Origin of the sequence: Exiguobacterium sp. J17977 (assembly GCF_018616375.1) — a bacterium.
Lineage (GTDB): Bacteria > Bacillota > Bacilli > Exiguobacteriales > Exiguobacteriaceae > Exiguobacterium > Exiguobacterium mexicanum.
Map to the genome: position 1 here is coordinate 607,661 of NZ_JAEQBB010000001.1, position 24,585 is coordinate 632,245.

The following is a 24,585-nucleotide window of genomic DNA, read 5'->3' on the forward strand; positions in this document are numbered from 1 at the left end:
AACGGAGACGAGTCGGGTATGCTAAGAAAGAGAACACGTTTAGAAAGGGATGAAGCAGATGGATCACTTGAACACGATTGACCCAGAAGACATCATCCGCATCGCCGTCGTCGGCGCCGGATGGGTCGGTGTCAGTTTCGCCTATCAACTGTCGATGGCCGCGCTCTGTGAAGAACTCGTTTTAATCGATTCGAACCACGCCAAGGCTGAAGGGGAGGCGATGGACCTCAATCACGGCATTTCGTTCGCCCCGAGCCCGGTCCGGATTTGGGCGGGCGACTACTCGGACTGCCGCGACGCCGATATCGTCGTCATCACGGCCGGTGCCGCGCAAAAGCTCGGTCAGACCCAGATGGATCTAGCTGAACAAAATGCGGTCGTTATGAAACATGTGACGGAGCAAATCATGGCGAGCGGATTCGACGGCATCCTCGTCGTCGCGACGAACCCGGTCAACGTCATGGCACACGTCGTCTGGAAGGCGTCCGGTTTGCCGAAGCATCGCGTCATCGGATCGGGGACGGTGCTCGACACGGCCCGTCTCCGTTATAAGGTCGGCGAGTATTTCGACTTGTCGGCACGGAACTGCCACGTCTACTATATGGGCGAACACGGTGCCGGAGGATTCGTCGCTTGGGACAACGCCCGGATTTATGGGAAATTGGTCCAGCAGCTGCTCGCGGAGAATGAGTCGTATCGCCAAGAAGATTTGGACGCGATTTACCAACGTGTCCGTGATGCGGCCAACCAAATCATCGAGTATAAGAGTGCCGCGTATTACGCCATCGGGCTCGGTTTGCTTCGCATCGTCCGCGCCATCGTCCGGAACGAGAACTCGGTCGTGACGATTGGTGCCCATCTTGACGGCGAATACGGGGCATCTGGCCTCCATATCGGTGTGCCGGCCTTGATTGACCGGACCGGCATCCGCCAAATCGTCGAAATCGAATTGACGGACGAGGAACAAAGACAGTTCGATGCCTCGGTCGGACGGATTCGCCAAGCAATCGACAAAATCGAATCAGTAACATGAAAAAGGACCCGGCTGCTCATGCAGCCGGGTTTGTCGTTACGACGCCTTCTTCTCGGCGACGTCTTTCTTATAGTATTTCTCGGACGTGAAGAACTCGGTCGTCAAGCGCTTCACTTCACCGCTGAGCAATAAGACGGCAATCATGTTCGGAATGAGAATCATCGCGAGCATCAAATCAAGGAAGTTCCAAATCATCTGGGCTCCACCGATCGCACCGATGACAATCGAGGCGATATAGACGACTTTCATCAGAAAGCCGGCCTTCAAGCCGAACAAGTACTCGGCTTGACGCGACCCGTAAAAGATGATGACGATAATCGTCGACAAGACGAAGAAGATGAGCGAGATTGTGACGAGCAGACTACCCGTGTAGCCGAAGTACTCTTGGAATGCGATCGTCGTCAAGGCAGCCGGATCGTTCATCGCATCGGACCGTGTCCACACACCCGACGACAGGACGACGAACGCCGTCGTGCTACAGATAATGAGCGTATCGATGACAATGCCGATAACGGCCCAAAAGCCTTGCCGGACCGGATGATCGGTCTGCGCAGCGGCGTGGGCAATCGGGGCCGTCCCGAGTCCTGCCTCGTTCGAATACAGACCACGGGCGAAGCCCCAACGAATCGTCTCGGCAATCGCGGCACCGGCGAAACCACCGAGCGCGGCCATCGGTTGGAATGCGTATGAGAAGATGAGCCCGAGCACTTCCGGGATTTGCGAGAAGTTCATCAAGACGATGACGAAGCCGGCACCAACATAGACGAGTGCCATCGCCGGGACGATGACTTCCGTCACTTTCGCGATCCGTTTCATGCCGCCGAAGACGACGAGGGCGACGAGTCCGGCGACGATGATGCCGGTCACGAGCGTGTTGCCGTTGAACGTCTCCCTGACGGCCGAGCTGACAGCGTTACCTTGAACCATGATGCTCGGGATGAGCTCGATCATGAGGGCGAAGGCGAACCAAGAGGCGAGCCATTTGAACTTCAATCCTTTCGCCATATAGTAGACGGGTCCGCCGACATATTCCCCGGCCTCGTTCTTTTCGCGGTAACGGACGGCGAGGACGCTCTCTGAGAACTTGATGGCCATGCCGACGACGGCGATGACCCACATCCAAAAGATGGCGCCCGGTCCCCCGAACATGATGGCGGCCGGGACCCCGATGATATTGGCGGCGCCGATCGTCGAAGATAAGGCCGACGTCAGCGCCTGGCGTGGGCTGATGTCACCTTCGCCTTTTGGTTTTTTAAAGACACTGCCTAACGTTTGTTGCAGTATGTAGATGGGGTATCGGAATTGAAAGAATCCTAAGCGAACCGTCAAATAGAGTCCAGATAACACGAGTAACGAGATGATTGGCACTCCCCATAGCCAGTCTGAAATCGTCGTCACCACAGTCACAAGTTGTTCCACATCACCACTCCTATCCAGTATTTTACTTATATACTGTTGCCTAACGAGGCCGGAGCTAAACTCATTCTTTCAAATTAGAGGAGGAGACACGCATGAAACAAGCACAACATCTCATCGTATCGGGCCGGGTCCAAGGAGTCGGGTTCCGTTATTTCGCGCAAGCTACAGCCATTGAATACGGCATCACGGGTTGGGTCCGAAACTTGAATGATGGGACGGTCGAACTTCACGTGGAAGGGGGAGAAGAGCGATTGGAATCTTATAAGCGCGCCCTTTACGACGGCAATCGTTTTGTCGGGGTCGAACGTATTGAAACCGAAGAGACGACAGTCGAATCGTTCCACAAGTTTGATATCCGTTATTGACCATATTTTTCATAAACAGCAAGTCAATCAGTGAAACTCGCCGATAATTTGTAAAGTGAGGGAACGGTTCCATACAATAAATCCACATTTTAAAAAAATAAACATCATTTTTGACGATAGGGTGGCCAAAAAAATGAAAGTGTGTATAATGAAATAGACCAAGCGGTTTATTGTCAGAAAATTTAGTCATTTGATTCATTGGTAACACGGAAGGTATTACACGTATGTGGAGGTAGTTGTATGAAAAAATCGACATTATTCCCGTTAGCATTCACGATTTTCGCATTATTCTTCGGGGCCGGGAACTTGCTGTTCCCACCGATGCTAGGTGCGATGGCAGGTGAGAACCTCGTCCCAGCCCTAGTCGGCTTCGTCATTACCGGCGTCGGGCTGCCATTACTCGCGCTCTTCGCAGTCGCGCGGGTCGGCGGTGGATCTGACCAGATCGCTCGGTACATTCCGAAGCGACTTGCGCTCGTCTTGACGGGATTAATGTACGTGGCAATCGGGCCGTTCTTCGGGATTCCTCGGACGGCAGCCGTCACGTATGAGATGGGAGTCGTACCGTTCCTCGGTGCACCATCGACGCTCACGCTCGCAATCAGTTCAACTGTCTTCTTCGGTTTGACGTTCTTCTTGACGTTACGCGCACAAAAATTGATTGAAGTCATCGGACGCATCATCACGCCAATCCTCTTGCTCTTGCTTGCGGCAATCGGAATCACGAACCTCGTGGCTCCACTCGGGCAGCCAACCGCACCAGCAGAAGGCTATGAGACGTGGGTCGGTGCCCTCGGGGAAGGCTTCAAACAAGGCTACTTGACGATGGACGTCTTCGGCGCTCTCGTCTTCGGTGCCATCGTGCTCGTTACGCTTAAAGCGAACGGGATGACAGACCAGAAAGAAGCATCTTCACTTCTTCGCACGTCTGGCATGCTCGCTGTCACGTGTTTGATGCTCGTCTATATCTCGCTCGGTTCAATCGGTGCGAATATGACCGGTCAAACAGGTACGACAGACGGAGCCAGCTTGCTTCAAGCGTTCGCTGGTACGTCATTCGGACAAGTCGGAATGCTCGCGCTCGGGGCTGCGGTCTTCCTCGCTTGTTTGACGACGGCGGTCGGACTCATCACTGAGTTCTCACGCTTCATCAGCAACACGTTCGAATCGCTCAAGTATTATCAAGTCGTCATCGCGACGACGTTGTTCGGCTACTTGATTTCACTCGTCGGACTCGGTACGTTGATTCAAATCGCGGTACCGCTTCTCACGCTCTTGTATCCGGTCATGATCGCACTCGTACTCGTCTCGATCACGGAGCGGATTCAACGCAACCCGCACGTCGCCATGAAAGCGACTGTGTATACGGCCCTCGTGCTCTCGCTCTTCGAGACGACACACGGATTGGCGCCATCAGCAGCAACAGCATGGATCACGAACTTGCCGATGGCTGAGATCGGGCTCGCTTGGGCAGTTCCAACATTGATCGTGTATGTAATCACGCTGTTCTTACCGAAACATCGTTCAAATCAATCGCTCGCTCAATCACGCATTTCATAAGCGAGTGAACATGACACCCATCCTCTGGTCAAGGATGGGTGTTTTTGCTGTCTTATCGTTTGCTCATTCCGTTCATCAACAAGTAAAATGGAGAGATGAAAAGGAAGTGACATACATTGACGACTAAACAAAAGAAACAATTGGCGATTCTCATGTTGAACATGTTCATCGCCGTAGCAGGATTCGGGATTATCATTCCGATTATTCCGGATTATTTAAAGATGATTGGAGAAGGTGGGACCGCTGCCGGACTCATGATTTCTGTCTTCGCGGGGGCCCAGTTGCTCATGTCACCGATTGCCGGGAAATGGGCGGACGTTTACGGCCGCAGGCTCATGATTATCCTCGGACTGATCGGTTTCACCGTATCGATGGGCGTCTTTTACTTATCCGATAACTTGACGGTTTTGCTCATCTCAAGAGCCATCGGTGGCGTCGGGGCCGCCCTATTGATTCCTGCCATCTTTGCTTATGTGGCCGATATCACGACGCTCAAGCAACGGGCGAAAGGGAACAGTTATATTTCCGCGGCAATGTCGCTCGGGATTGTCATCGGACCGGGGATCGGTGGTTTCTTCGCCGAGTTCGGATTGAAGGCACCGCTCCTGTTGTCAGCGATCGTCTCGTTCGTCGCCGTCATCTCGTCAATCATTCTATTGAAAGAACCGGATCGTGAGCCGTATGTCCAAACGGGTGAGAGCGAATCGTTACCGCGTCAACTCGTGTCGTCGACACGGAAACCGTATTTCTTCGTGCTCGTCATCAACTTGGTCATGGCGTTCGGTTTGATGGCGTACGAGTCGGTCCTCGGTCTGTTCGTCAGTGAGACGTTCAGCGCGACGCCACAACAGATTGCGGTCATGATCACCGGGACGGGCATCGTCAGTGTCATCGTGCAATTGTTCGCGGTCGACCGTCTCGTATCGCTGTTCGGTGAGATTAAAGTCGTGCTCATCTTTATCATGCTCGCCGCGTTCGGCTTCTTGTTCTCGCTGTTCGCCGGGTCTTATACGATTTTCTTCGTCGTCACGTTGATTATCTTCTTGTCGACGTCGATTTTACGTCCGGTATTAAATACGCTTGTATCGAAAATGGCGGATAAAGAGCAAGGATTTGCCATGGGGATGAACAATGCCTATATGAGCATCGGGAATATCGTCGGACCGACACTGGCCGGCATCGCGTTCGATATCGATATGCGCTATCCGTTCGTGATGGGTCTCGTCCTATTGCTCGTGACGTTCGCAGGGACGTTGAATTGGTCGAAACGGAACGCGACGGCCACGTTCGAACAATAAGTTGAGGAGGGAATGTGATGATTTATGTCGGTGTGACGGGGTGGGGGGACCATGATTTATTGTATACGACCCCCGAAGAACGAAAACATAAACTGTCGACCTATGCGGGGCATTTCCCGACCGTTGAAATCGATTCCTCGTTTTATGCGATTCAACCGGTAAAAAATTACGAGAAATGGAACCAGGAAACGCCGGAAACGTTCCAATTCATCGTCAAAGTTTCCAGGGAAATGAGCGGGCATGACCGGGAACCGAAACTGCCTCTCGCCGAGCTGTTCGAGCGATACAGGACGTCCGTCGAACCGCTGAAACAGGCCGGGAAGCTGCGGGCCGTACTCGTCCAGCTCCCGCCTTGGTTCGATGTCTCGAAGCCGCATCTCGATTATTTACGGACGATCCGTGACGAGTTGCGCGACTATGACATCGCTATCGAGTTCCGGAACCCGACGTGGTTCTCAGAGGCGTTTCGGGAGCGGACGCTCGCGTTTTTAGCAGAGCATCGCTTCATCAATACGATTTGTGATGAACCGCAAACGAAGGAAAGCAGCATTCCGTTCGTCCCGGTCGTGACCAATCCTGACGTGGCGGTCGTGCGCTTGCACGGCCGTAATACCGCCGGCTGGCTCCGAAAGCCGGGCATGACGAGTCAAGAGTGGCGGCACGTCCGCTGCCTGTACCGTTATAGTGAAGATGAACTGCAGGAGCTCGCTGCGGCGCTCAAACAAGTCGACGAGAAGGCGAAGTCGGTGTACGTCTACTTCAACAACAACTCGGCCGGAGACGCGGTACCGAACGCCAAACGGTTGATTGAGATTCTCGGCGCCGAATATGAACTCGCACCGAGCCAAATCAGCCTGTTCTAGGAAGGGGGATCGTCTTGAGAACGATTACGATGTTCCATTATAATGACTTACATTCTAAATTTCATAACTGGCCGCGGCTCGTCTCGTTTTTGAATGAGCATCGAACGGACGATACGCTCGTTTTCGATCTCGGCGACCATGCCGACCGGACCCATCCGGCGACGGAAGTGACCCGCGGACAAGTGAACGTGCGCCTGCTCAATCGGATTCAACCGACCGCCGTCACCATCGGCAATAACGAAGGCATCACGTTCCCGCACGATTGGCTCGCCCATCTGTATGACGTGGCCGCATTCCCGGTTTTGTTAGGCAATGTCTATCAAGCGTCCGGAGAACGACCGGACTGGGCGTCGGAAACGCTCATCGTCGAACGAGACGGTATCAAAATCGGGTTGTTCGGGGTGACCGCACCGTATGAAGAGCTTTACCCTGAACTCGGTTGGACCATCGAAGCGCCGCATGCGACAACGACGCGTGCCCTTGAGACACTTCGAGACTGCGACGTCATCATCGCGCTCAGCCATCTCGGGTTTTACGCCGACGAGCGGCTCGCCGAGGCGTTCCCGGAAATCGATGTCATCCTCGGGGCTCATACCCATCATGTTCTCGATGACGGGGTCGTCACGAACGGGGTCCTCATCGCACAGGCCGGCAAGTACGGGCAGTACGTCGGGCAAGTCGAGCTGACGTTCGAAGGGACCCGAGTCGTCGAGAAACGGGCTTGTCTCCACAATTTATCGGAGCGTGACCCGGACGCGGCGACGGTCGCGGTGTTGGCGGAAGAGTATGGTCAGGCCGAGCGTCTGCTCGATGTGACCATCGCCGAGACGCCAGGTTATGCGAGTGACTGGTTTGGTCCGTCGGCAATCGGCGACTTGTTGGCGAGCGGACTCGCGGACTGGTGTGACGCCGAACTGAGCATCATTCCGTCCGGTGTGTTATTGGAAGGCTTGAACCCGGGCCACGTCACGCTCAATATGTTGCATCGGATTTGTCCGCATCCGATCAACCCTTGTGTCTTGACGCTTGACGGAGCGACCCTCGTCCGATTTTTGAACGACGTCCAAGAAGATGCGTTCACGACGATGCATGTCCGTGGCCTCGGTTTTCGCGGGACGGTGCTCGGTAGCCCGATCCTCCATGGGATCGACACGCAACGCGGTCGCTATTCGATCAAAGGTGAGGACATCAGGCTAGACGGGACGTATCGTGTCGCCACGGTCGACATGTTCACGTTCGGACCGCTCCTTCCGTATTTGGCCGATCAGCCGAAACGTTACTTTATGCCGGAACTGCTGCGTGACGTGTTACGCGAGACGATCGTGACCCGCCATAACGCCATCCGAAAAGGATAGGGGCGGGAGCGGTCGGCATGCTATGATAGAACAGTGGAGGTGTGAAACATGATTAGAGTGAATCGCCACGGCTATACCGTCATCGAAGAGAAACGTGACGGTTTTGACGAGGAAGCGTTCATCGCACGCTATAGCGACGTGCTCGATAAATACGATTATATCGTCGGGGATTGGGGCCACGGACAACTTCGGTTGAAAGGGTTCTATGAGACGAAGTCCAAGTTCGCGACGTATGATAATCGAATCGATCACGTGATGGATTACGTGTATGAATACTGTAACTTTGGATGCCCGTTCTTTGTACTCAAAAAAGAGACGGAAATCGATGAGGCGGAAGACGGTCCAGTCTTCGGTGGCACGAAACAACCGCTCAAACTGAAACGCAAATTTAATAAATCGGAAGAAGCCGAGCCTTCGACCGGTACATGACGCGCTGATGACATCAGCGCTTTTTTGTTACATTTATTTTCCAAATGTTTCTTTTAGGTGAAAAGACGGTGTGACAGGTTTAGGCATAGGAAAATTGTGATAACTTATATTTAAGGCTATTGTTTCTGTTCGGGTTTTTGTGGGCTTTGGAAGTGAGGTGGAAGTATGCAACACGTACAAACGGCGACCGTCGGTGACCGCGATGACGTCCATAATCGAATTCATAACTTCGGCTTGGGCCTAATGGCGATGTTGTTCTTCGCGTTTGGGAGTATCATGACGTTTTACTTCACCGCCGCAGTCCTGATTTATGAGGTTGTCCACGTCTTGCTGATCCGTCGCTTTGAATATCGTCAGGCGTTCTTGAGAGGCCGTCTCTTTAAAATCATTTCATTGGCGGCAGTGGCTACAGGTGTGCTCTTATTTATTGTATCGATGTCCCAGTTTTTCATGGGCAATGTCATGTATTGAAGGGAAGGGAAAAACCTTTTCCCTTTTTTCGTGTTTTTTTGAAACTTTTCATCAAGTGATGACGTACACTTAGGAGAGAACTCAAAAAAGGATGATGAAAATGACTGCACAACTCAAGCAACATGCACAACAAATGTTAACTGGAAAGCGTTGGTTACTCGCCGGACTTTTGATTTTGTTCGTCGTCTTGAACGGAATTCCACAATCGTTCGCACCGACGGTAGACCCGGAAGCGGTTCCGACGGCAGCGGACACGGGACTTACGTTCTTGTCGCTCCTCCTCACGTTATTGATCGCACCGCTCGCAATCGGTTGGTCTTGGCTCGTCTTGTCCGTGTCACGCGGCGATAAGCCGGCCGTCTCGACATTGTTCGAGCCTTTCAAAACGGGATACGTCAAGCACGTGCTCGCTCCGTTCTTCATGGGACTGTTTATCTTCCTATGGTCGTTGCTCCTCGTGATTCCGGGAATCATTAAAAGTTTCTCGTATTCGCTCACGTATTACATCTTGCGTGACCAACCGGAACTATCGGCCCTCGAGGCGATTACTGAATCACGCCGGATGATGGACGGGCACAAGATGGACGCGTTCAAACTCGTCCTCTCGTTCATCGGTTGGTTCCTTCTCGGAATCATTACACTCGGGATCGGTTTCTTGTACGTCTACCCGTACTTCACGACGACGTACGCGACGTTCTACGATTCACTTCGGAAAGCGGAACAACCGCAGACGAACCATGTCGGCACCGATTTTGAACAAGGATTCTAAACGAAAACCTCCGCTCTCGATGAGCAGAGGTTTTTTTAGGCGTTGACTTCTTGTTTTTGAAGGTATGGCTTGAGCGATAACGTGTGCTCGGCGACGACTTTACGAATCGTCTTCGTCTTCGAGCGCATGACGAGTGACGTCGTCTCGACGATATCGTCCGTCAAGAATTTGACGCCATCGAGCAATTCACCTGATGTGACGCCTGTCGCTGCGAAGATGCAGTCGTCGCTCTTGACGAGGTCGTCAAGCGTGAGCAATTGAAGCGGGTCCTCGATGCCCATCGAGATGACGCGTGCCGTCTCTTCCTCGTTCATCGGGTGGAGGCGGGCCTGCATGTCACCGCCGAGCGCCTTGACGGCCGCTGCCGTGATGACGCCTTCTGGTGCGCCACCCGTACTGATGAAGATATCGATCGGGTTCGACTTGACGGCCGCCGCGATTCCGGCCGAGACATCTCCGTCTTCAAATAGTTTGACGCGTGCGCCCATGTTCATCGCCGCTTGACGGAAATGTTCATGACGATCACGGTCTTGCATGATGACGGTCACTTCCTCGATGCGTTTGCCGTTATAAAGGGCGGCCTTCTCGATAATCGACTCGAGCGGTTCGTCGAGTGAGACTTTCCCTTTCAAGTTCGGGCCGACGACGAGCTTATCCATATACATATCTGGTGCGTGGAGGAGGGCGCCTTTATCCGCGACCGCGATGACGACCATGGCGTCCCCGAGACCTTTGGCGACGATGGACGTTCCTTCGAGCGGGTCGACGGCGATATCGACTTCTGGTCCGAACGTCGTCCCGAGGCGTTCCCCGATATAAAGCATCGGGGCCTCATCGAGTTCACCCTCACCAATGACGACAGTTGCATCCATATTGATGGTGCCAAGCACTTCACGCATGGCCGATGTCGCTGCGTCATCCGCTTCGTTCTTCTGACCACGACCAATCCATTTCGATGAGGCCAGTGCTGCTGCCTCGGTTGCTCGTACGATCTCTAACGCTAATTCTCGTTCCATAGTGTTGTACCCTCCACGTGATATCTATTTAATGTGACATACTAATAGTTGTGTTAATCCGTGGATTAGTGTATCACAATTGCGTAAATGATGTAAATAGGAGAGATTCTTTTCTCGAACGAGAAAAAGGATTACTATAGGAGGCAGGGGGGATTGCGATGTATTTTGTGAACAGAGAAAAGATTAACGAGACGTTGGTCCATATGGAGACGATGCTCAGTCGGCTCGACCAATTGGAGGGGGACGCGTTCACCATCGAGCTGGCGAAACAACGGTTGGCCGTTCATTTGATGGAAGGCGTGATTGACGTCGGCAACTCGATGATTGACGGGTTCATCATGCGTGACCCGGGCAGCTATGAGGATATTGTCGACATCTTGCTTGACGAGCGTGTGCTCGATGCCGAAACGGCGGAAGCGACGAGAGCGCTCGTCGGACTACGGGCCCATTACGTCAGGGAGTTTGTCACGGCCGATTCAACCCGGTTCGACGCCTGGGTCGAGCGGAATCGACCGACGTTCGAGGCATTCCCAGAGCAGGTCCGACGCTATCTCGAAGTGGAGCTCGGTCCTGTATCAGCATTTTTACCAGAAAGCGAGTGATTGGATGAATCCGATTAAAGGATATTTATTTGACTTAGATGGCACGATGTATGCGGGGACGGCCCCGATTCAAGCAGCGGTTGATTTCGTGAATCGACTCGAGGCAACCGGCTTTCCGTACTTATTTGTTACGAACAACGCGTCGATGACGCCGGAACAGGTGGCGGATAAACTTGTCTCGATGGGGGTGCACGTGACGCCTGAGCACGTCTTGACGAGTGCGATGGCGACGGCTCGTTACATCGAGAAGATGACGCCGGGAGCGACGATTTACATGATCGGGGAAGACGGCTTGCGCCTGGCGCTCGAAGAACGGGGCTTCCATGTGACGGAAGAGGCGAAGGCAGACTACGTCGTCGTCGGGCTCGACCGCCACATCACGTACGAAAAGTTGGCGAAAGGTGCGCTCGCGATTCGGGCCGGTGCTCGCTTCATCTCGACGAACGGCGACATCGCCATTCCGACCGAACGCGGCTTTTTACCGGGGAACGGGGCGCTCACGTCCGTCTTGACGGTGACGACGGAAAAAGATCCGTTCTTTATCGGCAAACCGGAACCGGTCATGGTCGACATCGCGCTTGAGATGATCGGCCTCACAAAAGAGGAAGTCGTCATGGTCGGGGACAACTATCATACCGACATCTTGTTCGGCATCAACGGTGGGATTCGAACGCTCCACGTCAACTCAGGGGTGCACGGTCCGGCTTTCATCCAGGAACAAGAAAAGCTCCCAACCTATATGGTCGAGAGCTTGGACGAATGGACGCATGCATGAAAAAAAGGGATGACATGATTGTCTCCCTTTTTGTTTAGAATACTTGTTCGACTTCAACGATGCCAGGTACTTCTTCGATGAGCGCGCGCTCAATCCCGGCTTTCAATGTAATGGTTGAAGATGGGCAGCTGCCGCATGCACCCATCAAACGAAGTTTGACGATGCCTTCTTCTACATCAACGAGTTCGACGTCACCGCCGTCGCGAAGCAAGAACGGGCGTAATTTATCGAGTACTTCTTGGACTTGATCAAACATTTCCATGGTATCTACCCCTTTCTGGTTCCCTTTCATTCTAGCAAGTTTGAGATTGTTTCTCAATCATTAACGCTGAGCGTTTTGTGGCGATGCGGCTTCTTCATTTTTGTATAATAGGAAACAAGAGGGGGAATCGATATGAAAATCACGGTATATGGGGCCGAAGTACAGTGTGCGAGCTGTGTCGGGGCACCGAGTTCAATCGAGACGTATGAGTGGCTACAAAGTGCATTGGCGCGGAAATATCCGAATCAGGCGTTCGAGTTTGAGTATATCGATTTTGAGACGGCGAACGATGACATCGCCGAAGCGATCAAGCAGGACGAGTGGTTCTATCCGCTCGTGCTGATTGACGGGGAAGTCGTGGACGAAGGGGTCGTCCAGCTTCGGAAAGTCTATTCGGCCATCGAACAGACGACAGCATAAAAAAGTCGAGCGATGTGATCGCTCGACTTTTTGTTTAGAGAAGCTGGAACGACGATGTCGCCGAACCTGCCGTGTAACCAGTGAGCGTCGCATCAGATTTTACTTGATACGTCCCACGCTGTGATGAAGAGGTTGTCGAGAGTGTGAACGTGATGGCACCTGTCGAACTCGTTTTGCCAGTGCCGACGAGCGTCGCGCCATTCGGCTGTGTGACCGTCACACGGACGTCGGCGTTCGCGACCGCTTGGCCGTTCGAGTTCCGGACCGTCGATGAGATCGAGACGACTTCACCAGCGTAATACGTTGACTTCGATGTCGATACCGTCGTCGAGAGCGCTTGGACAGGTTGCGTCGTGCCGCCAGACGTCGGTGCCTGCACGAGTCCGTTCCCGAACCATGTGTCACGGCCAGCCGTTCCGAGGTCGATTGAATCTTGTGACAGTTTCGTGCGGAGTTGCGAGCTCGACAACGTCGGGAACGCTTGTTTCATAAGCGCGAGGTTACCGGCGACGTAAGGTGTCGCCATCGATGTCCCGCTCATTTGGCCGTAGCCGCCATTTGAGAGCGTCGAGTTGATGCCCACACCTGGTGCCGCGACTTCGACCGTGCTACCTGTCGCCGAGAACGAGGCGCGGTTGTTGTTGATGTCCGTCGCTGCGACGGCGATCGCCGAGCTGTAACGGGCCGGGTAGTTGACGAGGTCGCCCGTACCGTCAGCGCGTCCGTTGTTACCGGCTGCCGCGACGACGAGGATACCAGCGTTATTGGCGCGATCGACAACTTGTTGAAGTGTCGTCGATGGACTTGTCGTCCCGAGACTCAAGTTGATGACGTCCATTTGGTTCGTGATCGACCAGTCAATCCCGGCGATGATGCTCGAGAGGCTACCGCTACCGTTTGCCTCGAGTGCCTTGACCGCGTAAATGCTCGCTTCGTGGGCAATCCCGACGGTACCGATGCTATTGTTGCGGGCACCGATAATCCCGGCGACGTGCGTCCCGTGACCGTTGTCATCCGCGTATGAGCTCGTGACCGTACTGAACGAGGCGCCACCGGCGATCGTCAAATCGGGGTGCGCCGAGATTCCCGTATCGACGACCGATACTTTCACGCCTTTCCCGGTGTATCCACTCTGCCAAGCCGATGGAGCTTTCAACTTCGGAATACCCCAATCTTGTGTCTGGTTTTCGATTTGTACCGTTTGGTCGACTTCCACGTGGGCGACGTTCGGGTTGTTCTTCAAGCCATTCAAGGCAGCTTTCGGTACTTCGAGGGCAGCGGCAGGAATGTTTTTGTACTGTTGGCGAACTTCCATGCCTTCAATCGAGAGCGGGATATTCTTCGCTGATTCTTTGAAGACGACGATGACGCGTTCTTTCTCTTTGTTCGGGGCGGCTTCTGCGCCTCCTGGAACGGTTGACAGTACGAGCAATGAAGCGAGGACGGTGCTGCAAACTTTTTTCAACTTGTTTCCTCCTTTGGGGTATGTAGGCGAGGTGACGCGATGTCGAACTGCCGTGCCCATAGAGTAACAAGTTTTCCCATCGGGTAGAATATGTCAATGGAATTAAAAATCTGAATATTTAGATAAGGATACAGGGGATTCAGATACAAGACTTTTGTCTCAAGGAGATGGCGGCAGAACGACAAATCGAGCACGTTACACAAAAAAACAGGTGACCGTGATGGTCACCCGTTCATGTTATTTAATGACTTTATGCTTCCAAAGAATCCCGGACTTGAGCAATCGAGCGACTTTACCGGTGAGCGACTGTTTGCCCATGAAGACGCCGAATCCGGCCTTCTTGCCGAGTGAGCCGAGCGTCCCACGGAGTTTGATATCCGGCAGATCCGGATAACTGACACCTTTCCACTTACAGAGCAGCACTTGGACGATCTGTTCGGCCTGCGCTTCCGCGAGCTGGCCGGAAGGCGCATATGGAAGACTGGCGTTGTCGCCGACGACGAAGATGTCCGGCTGTTCCGGGACGTAATGATGCGGTGTCAATTTGACGCGGCCGCCGCCATCGAGTTCCCACCCTTGATTGCGGACGACGGCGACCGGCTGAATCCCGGCCGTCCAGACCGTCAAATCGGACGGGAAGTGTTGCTCGTGATTCCATAGGCCATCGGCGTCGACTCGGACGATATTCGACTGGTTGATGACCTCGACGCCGTGCTCTTCAAACCAAGACTGGACGTACATCGAGACGCGGTTCGAGAGGAACGATAAGACGGACGGGCCACGGTCGAACAATCGGACCGTCAAATCGGGACGGCTCTCACGTAACTCACTGGCGAGTTCGACGCCCGATAACCCTGCACCGACGATTGAGACGATTGAGCCCGGTGACAGGCCATTGATGGCTTGTTGGGTCTTGCGTGATTCTTCAAGCGTTTGGATGCTATACGTGAACTCGGCGGCGCCGGGCACGTTGTGATACTTGTCCTCGCAACCGAGTCCGATGACAAGGTCGTCATACGGAACTTTTTCACCGCTCGCAAGCAAAACCATCTTGTCGCCTGCATCGATATCGGTGACTTGACCGTATATGTAATCGATCTCTTCTGGAAAATCGATACGGATATCACGATCCGATACGGTCCCCGCCGCAAGTGCATAATACTCTGTTTTTAACCCATGGTAAGGTAGACGATCGATGAGTGTGATCGATACATCCTTCAGCTGATGGCCGAGGACGCGTTCGATTACACGCATACCCCCGTAACCGCCTCCCAAGACGACTAATTTGCGCATAAAAATCCCCCTTTGTTACACTTCAACTGTATCATGTTATAATACGCCGTAGAAGAACCATTTTCCTGTTTTGTGGGAAAGGGGAAGGGTGAATGACATGATGAATCCAATCATTGAGTTCTGTGCCTCCAATTTGGCCATGGGTTCGCAAATCGCCCGGGCCAAACTAGAGTCCGATCCAGACCTAGATGTCGTTGAATACGGCTGTACAGGCTACTGTGGCGTCTGTTCGCTCGACTTGTTTTGTCTAGTCGACGGCGAGGTCGTGACGGGAGATACGCCAGAGCAACTCGTGACGAATGTATATGAAAAAATTGAAGAAATGGCGTGGTGAAAAAGTTTGAAGCAACTTCAAACTTTTTTTATTTTGACTGTTTTGACCCGTTGCATTTTTAAAAAGGGTCTGTTATATTCAAAGAGGTTCGAATGTAGGTTGTCTGACGTTTAACAACATAAAAAGAAAGCGTTTCAAACGGTAGGACACATCTCGATTCGGGTATATCACAATATCAGGTTTTCCCAATATGAAAGGAGCACAACACCAATGAATATCATGAGCGTGGTTGGTATTTTGGCACTAATTGGAATCGCTTACATCTTCTCGACCAACCGTAAAGCCATCAAATGGCGTACCGTGCTTGCCGCTTTCGCGGTACAGTTCACGTTCGCTTTCCTCGTCCTCTTCACATCAGCAGGACGCAGTGCGTTACAATGGATTTCAGGAGGCGTTCAGAACGTCTTGAACACGGCGAATGACGGAATCGCCTTCGTTTTCGGTACAGCCGTAGGAGGCGACAACTTTGTCTTCGCGTTCCAAGTGTTGCCGATTATCATCTTTATGTCTTCTTTGATCGCTTTGCTTTACTACCTCGGTGTCATGCAATGGGTCATCCGTATTCTCGGGACAGCCCTCGCGAAAGCACTCGGGACGTCACGTAAAGAGTCACTCTCGGCGACAGCGAACATCTTCGTCGGTCAAACGGAAGCGCCGCTTGTCATCAAGCCTTACCTTCCGACGATGACACAATCGGAGCTCTTCGCCGTTATGGTCGGTGGTCTCGCATCGGTTGCCGGTTCGGTTCTCGCTGGATACGCTGCCCTTGGTGTACCGCTCGAGTACTTGCTCGCAGCGAGTTTCATGGCTGCACCTGCTGGTCTCTTGTTCGCAAAAATCATCGTTCCTGAAACAGAAGAGTATAATGATGACATCGAAATTGCTGAAGATGAAGAGGACAAAGCAGCGAACTTCGTCGATGCAGCCGCTCGCGGAGCCTCTGACGGTCTCTTCCTTGCATTGAACGTCGGTGCGATGCTTCTCGCGTTCGTTTCATTGATTGCGCTCGTCAACTTGATTCTTGGTGGGATCGGTGGCTTGTTCGGTTTCGACAGCCTCTCACTTGAATTGATTCTTGGTTATGTGTTCGCACCACTCGCATTCGTGATTGGTGTACCGTGGGCAGATGCGGTTCAGTTCGGTAGCTTCCTCGGTCAAAAACTCGTCTTGAACGAATTCGTTGCGTTCTCAGAGTTCGCACCTGTAATTGGAACGGGTGAACTTTCAGCACGTACGGAAGCGATGATCGCCTTCGCACTTTGTGGATTCGCCAACATCTCGTCACTTGCAATCCTTCTCGGTGGTCTCGGTGGAATGGCACCGAACCGTCGGAACGACATCGCACGTATGGGTGTCCTCGCGATTCTCGCAGGTACGCTTGCCAACTTGATGTCAGCCACGCTTGCTGGTCTGCTTCTCTAATCAAATCCGATATACCCAGAGTGATCACTTCGGTGGTCACTCTTTTTTGTGAAGACGTTTATGAACGCACAGCAAAACCCGACCGTAAACAGACGGTCGGGTCATGTCGGTGATGAGGGCCATTCACTCCTGAACTCTCGGCCACGTGGCTTGCCAATTCTTTTTAGTGATTCGAGCGAGATAGATATGATGATGCGGAGAGTCGTCCGCGAACGCTGGGGTCGGTCGTAGCTTCAGTCCGACGATGTCTTCAACACCGTAAGGGGCGGAGAGCTTCAAGCGTCCGTTCGCATCGAGGCTGACGCCGATGGCGGTGACGGTCTCAGGGAAATGGGCCAAGGCGTCGACTGCCGACTGATAGGGCGGCAATTGATTAACCAGATGCATCCGCGCTTGATTTTTGACCGACCACGGGACGGTCGGGGACAGGACGTGTAATTGTGCCTCATATTCTTTTTCAATCGCCTCGTCAATTTGAGACCGGTCAAAGTAGATGACATCGACGTCCTCGGTCGGCGTTGGTGTTGGATAGCCATGCACGTCATCCCATATCTTCGCCCGCACGTATCCGGCACAGATCCACCAGTCGGGTAGCTCGAGGGAAGCGACGTCTTTCAAGAGACCCATCAATTCCGAATCATTCTCTAAAAAGTGAGTGACCTCTTCAATCGTTTTCAAGTGATTCCCTCCTATTCTTCCTCAAGCATAACGCAACCATACAAAAAAGCACCTATTTCTAGGTGCTTTTCGCATTAAGCCTGGAGTTGCATCCGCTGGCGTTCGATCCACGGCTTCAACTTGAGGAAGAGGGGGACGAACAAGGCGCTAATCAACAACGCTTTGATGAGGTTGAACGGCAAGATGCCGTAGAGGACGAGGTCCGTTTTAACTGCCGGTTGCGCCATCTCGGTCATGCCGAAGAAGAACGCGTAGGCTGGTAAGATGAGTAAATAGTTCAAAATCGCCAAGCTGAGTGCCATCGTGATCGTACCGGCCACGAGACCTGAAGCGAGCGCTTTATTCGTTTTACGTTTATGGTAGAACCATGCGACCGGATACATGAAGGCGACTCCTGCAAAGAAGTTTGCGACTTCACCGACCGGAACGCCGCCACCATTAAAGACATAGTAGAGGACGTTTTTTAGAGCGACGACCACGACGCCTGCGAGTGGGGAGAACACGATTCCGGCGACGAGCGCGGGAATGTCACTAAAGTCCACTTTTAGGAATGGTGGTAGGAAAGGCAGCGGGAAGTTAAAGAGCATGAGGACAAAAGAAATGGCCCCGAGCATCGATAGCGTCACCAGTGTTGTCAATCGTTTGTTGCGCGTTGTTTTCATCAAAATCTCTCCTTTTGTCGCTCCTTGATGAATGGCACCCGTCGCATAAAAAATCCCGATTGCATCATACAATCGGGAGAGGTTACGCGCATACGAAATAGATGTTTTCCGTCGCGGAAAAGACCACGTCAAAGAAAACATCCGGATATCGGTCGGATGCCGCCATCTTCTCCCATCCAGACTTTACTGTCGGCTTTCGAATCTCACGAAATCAGCAAGCAACGCCTTGCTCGCTCACGGGCTGAGAAGATCATGTCTTCAATACCGCCGGTCGGGAATTTCACCCTGCCCCGAAGATGGAACGATTTAATTTTTTTTGTTACAGTTTAGTTATACAAGATATTTCACAAAATCTCAAGTCAGTTGACTTGAAGTTAAGATAATGAAGGAGGAGTTCAGATGATTCATTTGACAGAGTCAGCTGCATTACAAGTCATCGATATGATGAAACAGACAGAACACCCCGAGAATCAGTACTTGCGCATCAAGGTGCAAGGCGGAGGCTGCACCGGTCTCTCGTACGGGATGGGGTTCGATGAAGATAAGACCGATCGAGATATCCAGTTCGATCATCACGGCGTCCGCGTCATCGTCGCCGAAGCCGACCATGGGGTCGTCGACGGACTCGAAATCGACTACAAGCAGTCGATGCTCGGAGGAGGGTTCACGATTAAAAATCCGAACGCCATCGCCACGTGTGGATGCGGTTCGAGTTTCCGGACGGCGTCGAACGCCGGGACACCTGGAGATTGCTAAACGAAAGGCCAATCGTGTGGACGATTGGCCTTTTTTCGATTCAGTCGGTTTCTTCCATCAAAATCAAGCGAATCACTTTTGATGTCGCATTCAATTCGATGTGATGTTGCCAAGGGCGGAACGCCGTGATTTTGCATGTGTCGGTCGTGATTTGGAACGAACAGATGCTCTCTTCCTCTTGGTCAAGCACTGAGTAGCGGCTGAAATCGGATAAGCTTTGGTAGATGGCGTATTGTTTCGGTAACTCACACGTCCATCCTTTTTCTAACATGATTTGATGCATGGGTCTCGCCTCTTTCTTCTATCATATATATAAGAATAACAAAAAAATTCAAGGATGTGGAAGATTAGTCGAGAGGAACCAAGGGAAAATGAAAAGAGATGTCATTTTTATGTAGGAGGGGTAGGGACGATGAGAAAAGTATTGATATTCGGTGGGTCACGCTATTTTGGAAAGCGGTTGGCGCTTCGCTTGGCGGAGGCCGGTGATGATGTGACGATTGTGACGCGTGGACAGCTCCAAGTGCCAGAGGCGGAAGGCATTCGTTCCATCAAAGGGGACCGACAGTCGGTGGCGACGATGAAAGATTTATCGCGCGACCGTTACGACCTCGTCTATGACAATATTTGTTTCAATCCATATCAGGCGAAAATCGCATCGGACGCGTTCATGGATCAAGTTGGCAAATATGTGCTTACGTCGACGATGTCGGTCTATGCACCGGGCGCCGATTTGAAAGAAAGTGACTTCAATCCGCTTCATCATGACTATCATCTCGAGTCCGATCACGACTATGGACAAGGTAAACGAGAAGCCGAGTCCTACTTCTTTCACCGCGCCTCGTTCCCGGTCGCGACCGTCCGTCTGCCGATCGTCTTAGGTCCAGACGACTATACGGATCGTCTCAAGTTTTATATCGATGCCGTCCGTCGAGAAGAGCCGATCGTCCTGCATCATCCCGAAGCAAAGATGGGCTTTATCTCAAGTTTTGAGGCGGCGTCGTTTTTAGAATGGGTCGGTCGGGCCAATGTGACCGGTCCGTTCAATGCGGCGAGTGAGGGCATCATCTCACTCGGTGCACTCATGGAGCGGATTGGCCATCATTTAAATAAACCGGTCCAAATCATCAAAGACGGCGAGTCGTCGCCATATGATACGGACGTCGACTATTACATGTCGATTGCCGAGGCGAAAAAGGCCGGCTTCGTCTTTACCCAACTCGATGACTGGCTCGATCGGGTCATCCTCCAAACCATCCGTAAATGAAAATGGCCCTCATCGCGATGGTGAGGGCCATATCTTTATTTCCCGGCAAATACCGAAGTTGAGTGTTGCGGGTGACGCGCTGTCGGGTCGACGAGCTGCTTCACTTGGTTGATGGCGATTGGGGCTTCTCCGAAGCCGGTCGCAATCAATTTCACTTTTCCTTCATACGTGGCGATGTCACCGCAAGCGAAGATGCCGGCGACCGTCGTCTCCATGCGTGAGTCGACGCGGATTGTGTTCTTCTCGAACTCCATGCCCCAGTTTTTGATTGGGCCGAGTGACGAGACGAAACCGTAGTTACAGATGAGGTCATCGATTTCGACGAATTTCGATTCACCGTCTTTGTCCGTCAATTCGACCGACTCGATGTGCGTCTCACCTGAGAGTGATTCGATGTTATATGGCGTCCAGACGTTAATCGTCGAAGCTTTCATCTGTTCGACCGTATGCTCGTGGGCCCGGAAGCGGTCACGGCGATGGACGATATGAACTTCTTTGGCGATGCCTTCGAGCATGAGTGCCCAGTCGACGGCAGAGTCGCCGCCACCGGCGATCATGACGCGACGGTCACGGAACTTCTCCATGTTATCGACGAAGTAATGAAGGTTCGCATAGTCTTCGCAACCATCGAGGCCGAGCGGTCGTGCGGCGAATGCCCCGTTCCCAGCCGTGATGATGATGGCTTTCGTATGGTACTCATCTTTATTCGTCGTAATCTGGAACGTGCCGTCCTCAAGACGCTCGACCGTTTCGACGGTCTCCCCGAGACGGTAGTCCTGTTCGAACTGATCGGCCTGGGCTTTCAATTGGTCAATCAAATCTTGGGCCTTCACTTTCGGGAAGCCCGCGATGTCGTAAATATATTTTTCTGGATACAGTGTCGACAATTGTCCGCCGAGTTGTGGCAAACTTTCAATCAACGCCGTATCAAGTTGGCGCATACCTGCATAAAATGCGGTGAACAGTCCGACCGGTCCGCCACCGATGATGATCACATCTTTCGTCGATTTCATCGAATTCCTCCTCAAAACGTATACATCTATTATAGTGACAATCGTGAATTAAATCCATTCTGTACAAACATGCTACACATTCAAAAAAATTTCAAGAAGATATGCTTTTCCATTGAGAAAACAAAACAAACAGCGTACAATGAACGAGAAGCAATTGTGAACATTGGTTGAACAAGGTTTAGGCTTTATTGTGAACACTCATGTGAAAAAACACACAACATGATTGTTCAAGAAAACAAAACTATCAAAACAAGGTGGAAATGAACATGAAACGACCTAACATTGTTATTCTTGGCGCAGGTTTCGGTGGACTCATCACAGCGGTCAACCTCCAGAAGACGCTCTCAGCTGGCGACGCGAACATCACGCTCATCAACAAGCATGATTACCATTACCAGACGACGTGGCTTCATGAGCCAGCGGCCGGAACGATGAAACCGGATCAAGCTCGCATCTACATCAACGACGTCGTGAACCCGTCACGTGTGAAATTTGTCAAAGGGATCGTCGATCGCGTCGATACTACGGCAAAACAAGTCTTGCTCGTAGACGGTTCAGCAGTTGAATATGATTATGTCGTGTTCGCACTTGGCGGCGTACCGGAAACATTCGGTATCCCTGGCCTTAAAGAGCATGCCATGACAATCAGTTCATTGAACAGCGTCCGTAAAATCAAAGAACATATCGAGTACTCGTTCGCTCAATATAAAACGAACGGCTCAGCTGACCGATCGTACGTGACGATCGTTGTCGGCGGTGCCGGCTTCACAGGAATCGAATTCCTCGGTGAGCTCGTCAACCGTGTGCCTGAGCTTTGCAAACAGTATGACGTGCCACGTGAAGCGGTTCGCATCGTGAACATCGAAGCGGCTCCGACTGTACTTCCTGGTTTCGACCCAGAACTCACGACGTACGCGCAAAAATGGCTCGAGCGCAACGGCGTCGAGATGAAACTCGGAAACGGCATCAAAGGCGTTGAGCCTGGTGTCGTCACGTTCGGTCCACTCCAAGGCGACACGACGGAGACGATTGAAGCGAACACGATTCTCTGGACAGGTGGCGTCAGCGGTAGCCCGATCGTTGAGAAGTCTGGCTTTGAAGCGGTCCGTAACCGCGTCATGGTCGAGGCGGACAACCGTGCCCCTGGTCACGACAACGTCTTCATCATCGGTGACTGCTCGGCTGTCATGGATCCGGTCTCGAACCGTCCATACCCGCCGACTGCTCAAATCGCGACACAACAAGCGCACAACGTGGCGAAAAACATCGCGGCCCTCATCAACGGGAAATCGACTTCGAAATTCACGTATGAGAGCAAAGGGACAGTCGCATCACTTGGCCATAACGACGGCATCGGCATCGTCATGGGCAAAAAGATTTTCGGTCGCAACGCTTCATTCATGAAGAAAGTGATCGACAACAAACACTTCCTCGAATTGAAGAAGTACGGTCTTGTCCTCAAAAAAGGTAAATTCTAAGCCATATATATGAGTGGCCCGCTTCTATGAGCGGGTCACTTTTTTATTGTACGCGCCCTACGGTTCACCTTTGACCTAAGCGCAGACGATTCGGTATAATAGACAACGGGAAAAGGGGGCAATCGCATGCATATTATCCAGGCTGTCATTGGGGCGATTCTTTATTTGGTCATCTTCTTCAGCATCGGCTTCATTTTGAACATGCTGCTTAAAAAAACATGGACGCTCGTGTTCATTTATCCGATTTTCGTCATTATGATGATTGATAACGTCAAGCTCTCGAGTTACATCACGGAGACGTCGACCGCGCTCGCCAACGTTTACGAACGCGTGCTCGGCCTTCAATTTCTGGATGTGTTCATGCTCGGTTTCGGATTGCTCGGTGCAATTTTGGCTGGGGTCACGATTCGCTACTTGCGCAAGAGTGGTTACTCAATGTTTTAAAGACGACAGAAATGTTCGTCTTTTTTTGTTTTCCGCCTACTTTTTTAGGGGATGAACCGATATACTTAGTACGAAACGATTATAGTGAGTAAGGGATGCGATACGAATGACATTACCGATGTATACGATCAAGAAAGTGTTGAATAATAGCGTTGTCATTTGCCAACATGATCCGGAACCGGAAGTCATTCTACTCGGGAAAGGGATTGGCTTCGGCAAGAAAGCGGGCGATCTCGTCGACCCGGCCAGTGTCCCGGAGAAAGTGTATCAACTGACGGACAAAGAAGAACAGTCGCAATATCGTGAACTCGTCAAACACGTCGACGAGGACTTTATTGCTTTCATGCAAGAAATCGTCGGCTTTATCGAGAACAACACCGGTAAAAAAGTCGACCAACATATCCATATCGGATTGACCGACCACTTGTTCTTCACGATGAAGCGGATCGAACAAGGGATGGAAGTCACGAATCCGTTCTTACTCGAGACCGAATCGCTCTATCCGAACGAGTACGCCTTGGCCGAACGCATCGTCGATATGATTCACGAACGGCTCGACGTGTTATTGCCAGATGCGGAGATCGGATTCATCGCGCTCCACATCCATTCGGCGACGACGTTTAAAAACGTCCTCGAGGTCAATCGGCACAACCAAATCATCGGGCAAATCGTTCAGACGATTGAGAGTCGTTTGAACGTCAAAATGGACCGGACTTCACTCGATTATAAGCGCTTACTTCGGCACTTAAGGTACGCCGTTGAGCGGGTCGCGACAGGTGAGATGGTGGAGGCCCCACAAAAAATTGAAAAGGTATTGCGCGAAGAATATCCGCTATGCTATAGTACTGCTTGGGAGCTGATGGGCATCATGGAACGCGAATTGAAGCGTCCGGTCCCGCGAGGTGAAGCGACATATTTGACGATGCATCTCCAGCGCCTAACAAGTAGATAACTGATACCACGTATCTTACGTGTTACTGATTCGATCAGGCATGAGTAAGGAGTGGAACGCAACGATTTCTCCATCAGGAGGGGTCTACGTTCTATACCTTATTCATGCCTGTTTCTGTTTTTATAAACGTTTATTATGAAAACGTTTAGATACGTCGGTTGTCTGACATCTACAGTCGTCTTTC

The 24,585-nt window shown here is 52.0% G+C and carries 28 protein-coding genes and 1 riboswitch; of the genes, 19 read left to right on the forward strand and 9 right to left on the reverse strand.

Features of this window, described 5'->3' with window-relative positions; genetic code table 11:
* The first annotated feature begins 58 nt into the window (after window positions 1–58).
* Window positions 59–1,033 carry an L-lactate dehydrogenase gene (locus KNO58_RS03020; protein WP_376778134.1) on the forward strand — a complete coding sequence of 325 codons (975 nt, stop codon included), beginning with the start codon at window positions 59–61 and terminating at the stop codon, window positions 1,031–1,033.
* A gap of 36 nt (window positions 1,034–1,069) precedes the next feature.
* On the opposite strand, the gene KNO58_RS03025 is transcribed toward KNO58_RS03020, so the two are convergent.
* Complete coding sequence (locus KNO58_RS03025) at window positions 1,070–2,452, reverse strand: alanine/glycine:cation symporter family protein (protein WP_214751804.1); 1,383 nt, start codon at window positions 2,450–2,452, stop codon at window positions 1,070–1,072.
* A 92-nt stretch (window positions 2,453–2,544) separates the two neighbouring features.
* Between KNO58_RS03025 and KNO58_RS03030 the strand changes: the two genes are divergently transcribed.
* From KNO58_RS03030 to KNO58_RS03065, 8 genes are all read left to right on the forward strand, one after another.
* A complete protein-coding gene (locus KNO58_RS03030) occupies window positions 2,545–2,817 on the forward strand; it encodes an acylphosphatase (protein ID WP_214751805.1) in 273 nt (90 codons plus the stop codon).
* Between the two features lie 240 nt (window positions 2,818–3,057).
* Window positions 3,058–4,377, forward strand: a complete 1,320-nt coding sequence (brnQ, locus tag KNO58_RS03035; protein ID WP_214751806.1) for a branched-chain amino acid transport system II carrier protein — start codon at window positions 3,058–3,060, stop codon at window positions 4,375–4,377.
* Window positions 4,378–4,493: 116 nt separating this feature from the next.
* Window positions 4,494–5,675, forward strand: coding sequence for an MFS transporter (locus KNO58_RS03040; protein WP_214751807.1), 1,182 nt, complete (start codon window positions 4,494–4,496; stop codon window positions 5,673–5,675).
* A gap of 17 nt (window positions 5,676–5,692) precedes the next feature.
* Window positions 5,693–6,538 (forward strand): DUF72 domain-containing protein, encoded by an 846-nt coding sequence (locus KNO58_RS03045; RefSeq protein WP_214751808.1) that lies wholly within the window; start codon window positions 5,693–5,695, stop codon window positions 6,536–6,538.
* Between the two features lie 14 nt (window positions 6,539–6,552).
* Window positions 6,553–7,893 (forward strand): bifunctional metallophosphatase/5'-nucleotidase, encoded by a 1,341-nt coding sequence (locus KNO58_RS03050; protein WP_251026028.1) that lies wholly within the window; start codon window positions 6,553–6,555, stop codon window positions 7,891–7,893.
* A 48-nt stretch (window positions 7,894–7,941) separates the two neighbouring features.
* Window positions 7,942–8,322 carry a YutD family protein gene (locus KNO58_RS03055; protein WP_021065508.1) on the forward strand — a complete coding sequence of 127 codons (381 nt, stop codon included), beginning with the start codon at window positions 7,942–7,944 and terminating at the stop codon, window positions 8,320–8,322.
* Between the two features lie 165 nt (window positions 8,323–8,487).
* Window positions 8,488–8,793 (forward strand): hypothetical protein, encoded by a 306-nt coding sequence (locus tag KNO58_RS03060; RefSeq protein WP_214751809.1) that lies wholly within the window; start codon window positions 8,488–8,490, stop codon window positions 8,791–8,793.
* A 100-nt stretch (window positions 8,794–8,893) separates the two neighbouring features.
* Window positions 8,894–9,562, forward strand: a complete 669-nt coding sequence (locus KNO58_RS03065; RefSeq protein WP_214751810.1) for a DUF975 family protein — start codon at window positions 8,894–8,896, stop codon at window positions 9,560–9,562.
* A 35-nt stretch (window positions 9,563–9,597) separates the two neighbouring features.
* Here KNO58_RS03065 and glpX read toward each other — a convergent pair whose 3' ends face one another.
* Window positions 9,598–10,578 carry a class II fructose-bisphosphatase gene (gene glpX, locus KNO58_RS03070; RefSeq protein WP_021065511.1) on the reverse strand — a complete coding sequence of 327 codons (981 nt, stop codon included), beginning with the start codon at window positions 10,576–10,578 and terminating at the stop codon, window positions 9,598–9,600.
* A 158-nt stretch (window positions 10,579–10,736) separates the two neighbouring features.
* On the opposite strand from glpX, the gene KNO58_RS03075 reads away from it, so the two are divergent.
* Both KNO58_RS03075 and KNO58_RS03080 read left to right on the forward strand, forming a co-directional pair.
* A complete protein-coding gene (locus tag KNO58_RS03075) occupies window positions 10,737–11,180 on the forward strand; it encodes a DUF86 domain-containing protein (protein WP_214751811.1) in 444 nt (147 codons plus the stop codon).
* 4 nt (window positions 11,181–11,184) lie between these two features.
* Window positions 11,185–11,955 (forward strand): TIGR01457 family HAD-type hydrolase, encoded by a 771-nt coding sequence (locus tag KNO58_RS03080; protein ID WP_131436991.1) that lies wholly within the window; start codon window positions 11,185–11,187, stop codon window positions 11,953–11,955.
* Window positions 11,956–11,989: 34 nt separating this feature from the next.
* Here KNO58_RS03080 and KNO58_RS03085 read toward each other — a convergent pair whose 3' ends face one another.
* Window positions 11,990–12,247 (reverse strand): NifU family protein, encoded by a 258-nt coding sequence (locus KNO58_RS03085; protein WP_232819607.1) that lies wholly within the window; start codon window positions 12,245–12,247, stop codon window positions 11,990–11,992.
* Window positions 12,248–12,349: 102 nt separating this feature from the next.
* Between KNO58_RS03085 and KNO58_RS03090 the strand changes: the two genes are divergently transcribed.
* A complete protein-coding gene (locus KNO58_RS03090; protein WP_214751812.1) occupies window positions 12,350–12,637 on the forward strand; it encodes a DUF1462 family protein in 288 nt (95 codons plus the stop codon).
* Window positions 12,638–12,671: 34 nt separating this feature from the next.
* Here the strand turns inward: KNO58_RS03090 and KNO58_RS03095 are convergent, their stop codons facing one another.
* A complete protein-coding gene (locus KNO58_RS03095) occupies window positions 12,672–14,102 on the reverse strand; it encodes a S8 family serine peptidase (RefSeq protein WP_214751813.1) in 1,431 nt (476 codons plus the stop codon).
* Between the two features lie 237 nt (window positions 14,103–14,339).
* Window positions 14,340–15,395: an NAD(P)/FAD-dependent oxidoreductase gene (locus KNO58_RS03100; RefSeq protein ID WP_214751814.1), complete on the reverse strand. Its 1,056-nt coding sequence runs from the start codon at window positions 15,393–15,395 to the stop codon at window positions 14,340–14,342.
* A gap of 97 nt (window positions 15,396–15,492) precedes the next feature.
* Between KNO58_RS03100 and KNO58_RS03105 the strand changes: the two genes are divergently transcribed.
* Window positions 15,493–15,729: a YuzB family protein gene (locus KNO58_RS03105; RefSeq protein WP_021065517.1), complete on the forward strand. Its 237-nt coding sequence runs from the start codon at window positions 15,493–15,495 to the stop codon at window positions 15,727–15,729.
* A gap of 210 nt (window positions 15,730–15,939) precedes the next feature.
* The gene (locus tag KNO58_RS03110; RefSeq protein ID WP_214751815.1) at window positions 15,940–17,151 is read left to right on the forward strand and encodes a NupC/NupG family nucleoside CNT transporter; all 1,212 of its coding nucleotides are present in this window, start codon (window positions 15,940–15,942) and stop codon (window positions 17,149–17,151) included.
* A 123-nt stretch (window positions 17,152–17,274) separates the two neighbouring features.
* Here KNO58_RS03110 and KNO58_RS03115 read toward each other — a convergent pair whose 3' ends face one another.
* Together KNO58_RS03115 and KNO58_RS03120 are read right to left on the reverse strand one after the other, a co-directional pair.
* A complete protein-coding gene (locus KNO58_RS03115; protein ID WP_214751901.1) occupies window positions 17,275–17,778 on the reverse strand; it encodes a nucleotidyltransferase family protein in 504 nt (167 codons plus the stop codon).
* Between the two features lie 125 nt (window positions 17,779–17,903).
* Window positions 17,904–18,491 (reverse strand): ECF transporter S component, encoded by a 588-nt coding sequence (locus KNO58_RS03120; protein ID WP_031199812.1) that lies wholly within the window; start codon window positions 18,489–18,491, stop codon window positions 17,904–17,906.
* 160 nt (window positions 18,492–18,651) lie between these two features.
* Window positions 18,652–18,793, reverse strand: a riboswitch (FMN riboswitch).
* A 97-nt stretch (window positions 18,794–18,890) separates the two neighbouring features.
* Between KNO58_RS03120 and KNO58_RS03125 the strand changes: the two genes are divergently transcribed.
* Window positions 18,891–19,247: a HesB/IscA family protein gene (locus tag KNO58_RS03125; protein WP_021065521.1), complete on the forward strand. Its 357-nt coding sequence runs from the start codon at window positions 18,891–18,893 to the stop codon at window positions 19,245–19,247.
* Window positions 19,248–19,287: 40 nt separating this feature from the next.
* On the opposite strand, the gene KNO58_RS03130 is transcribed toward KNO58_RS03125, so the two are convergent.
* Window positions 19,288–19,530, reverse strand: coding sequence for a hypothetical protein (locus KNO58_RS03130; RefSeq protein ID WP_214751816.1), 243 nt, complete (start codon window positions 19,528–19,530; stop codon window positions 19,288–19,290).
* Between the two features lie 129 nt (window positions 19,531–19,659).
* Here KNO58_RS03130 and KNO58_RS03135 point away from each other — a divergent pair, with 129 nt between their 5' ends.
* Window positions 19,660–20,514 carry an NAD-dependent epimerase/dehydratase family protein gene (locus tag KNO58_RS03135; RefSeq protein WP_214751817.1) on the forward strand — a complete coding sequence of 285 codons (855 nt, stop codon included), beginning with the start codon at window positions 19,660–19,662 and terminating at the stop codon, window positions 20,512–20,514.
* A 35-nt stretch (window positions 20,515–20,549) separates the two neighbouring features.
* On the opposite strand, the gene KNO58_RS03140 is transcribed toward KNO58_RS03135, so the two are convergent.
* On the reverse strand, window positions 20,550–21,527 hold the full coding sequence (locus tag KNO58_RS03140) for an NAD(P)/FAD-dependent oxidoreductase (protein WP_034778371.1): 978 nt from the start codon (window positions 21,525–21,527) through the stop codon (window positions 20,550–20,552).
* Window positions 21,528–21,793: 266 nt separating this feature from the next.
* Here KNO58_RS03140 and KNO58_RS03145 point away from each other — a divergent pair, with 266 nt between their 5' ends.
* The 3 genes from KNO58_RS03145 (at window position 21,794) to glcT (ending at window position 24,401) form a co-directional block, all read left to right on the forward strand.
* Window positions 21,794–23,005, forward strand: coding sequence for an NAD(P)/FAD-dependent oxidoreductase (locus KNO58_RS03145; protein ID WP_214717628.1), 1,212 nt, complete (start codon window positions 21,794–21,796; stop codon window positions 23,003–23,005).
* A gap of 126 nt (window positions 23,006–23,131) precedes the next feature.
* Entirely contained in the window at window positions 23,132–23,449 is a 318-nt protein-coding gene (locus tag KNO58_RS03150) for a YuiB family protein (protein ID WP_021065526.1), read from the forward strand.
* Between the two features lie 106 nt (window positions 23,450–23,555).
* On the forward strand, window positions 23,556–24,401 hold the full coding sequence (gene glcT / locus KNO58_RS03155) for a glucose PTS transporter transcription antiterminator GlcT (RefSeq protein ID WP_214751818.1): 846 nt from the start codon (window positions 23,556–23,558) through the stop codon (window positions 24,399–24,401).
* Window positions 24,402–24,585 lie beyond the last annotated feature (184 nt).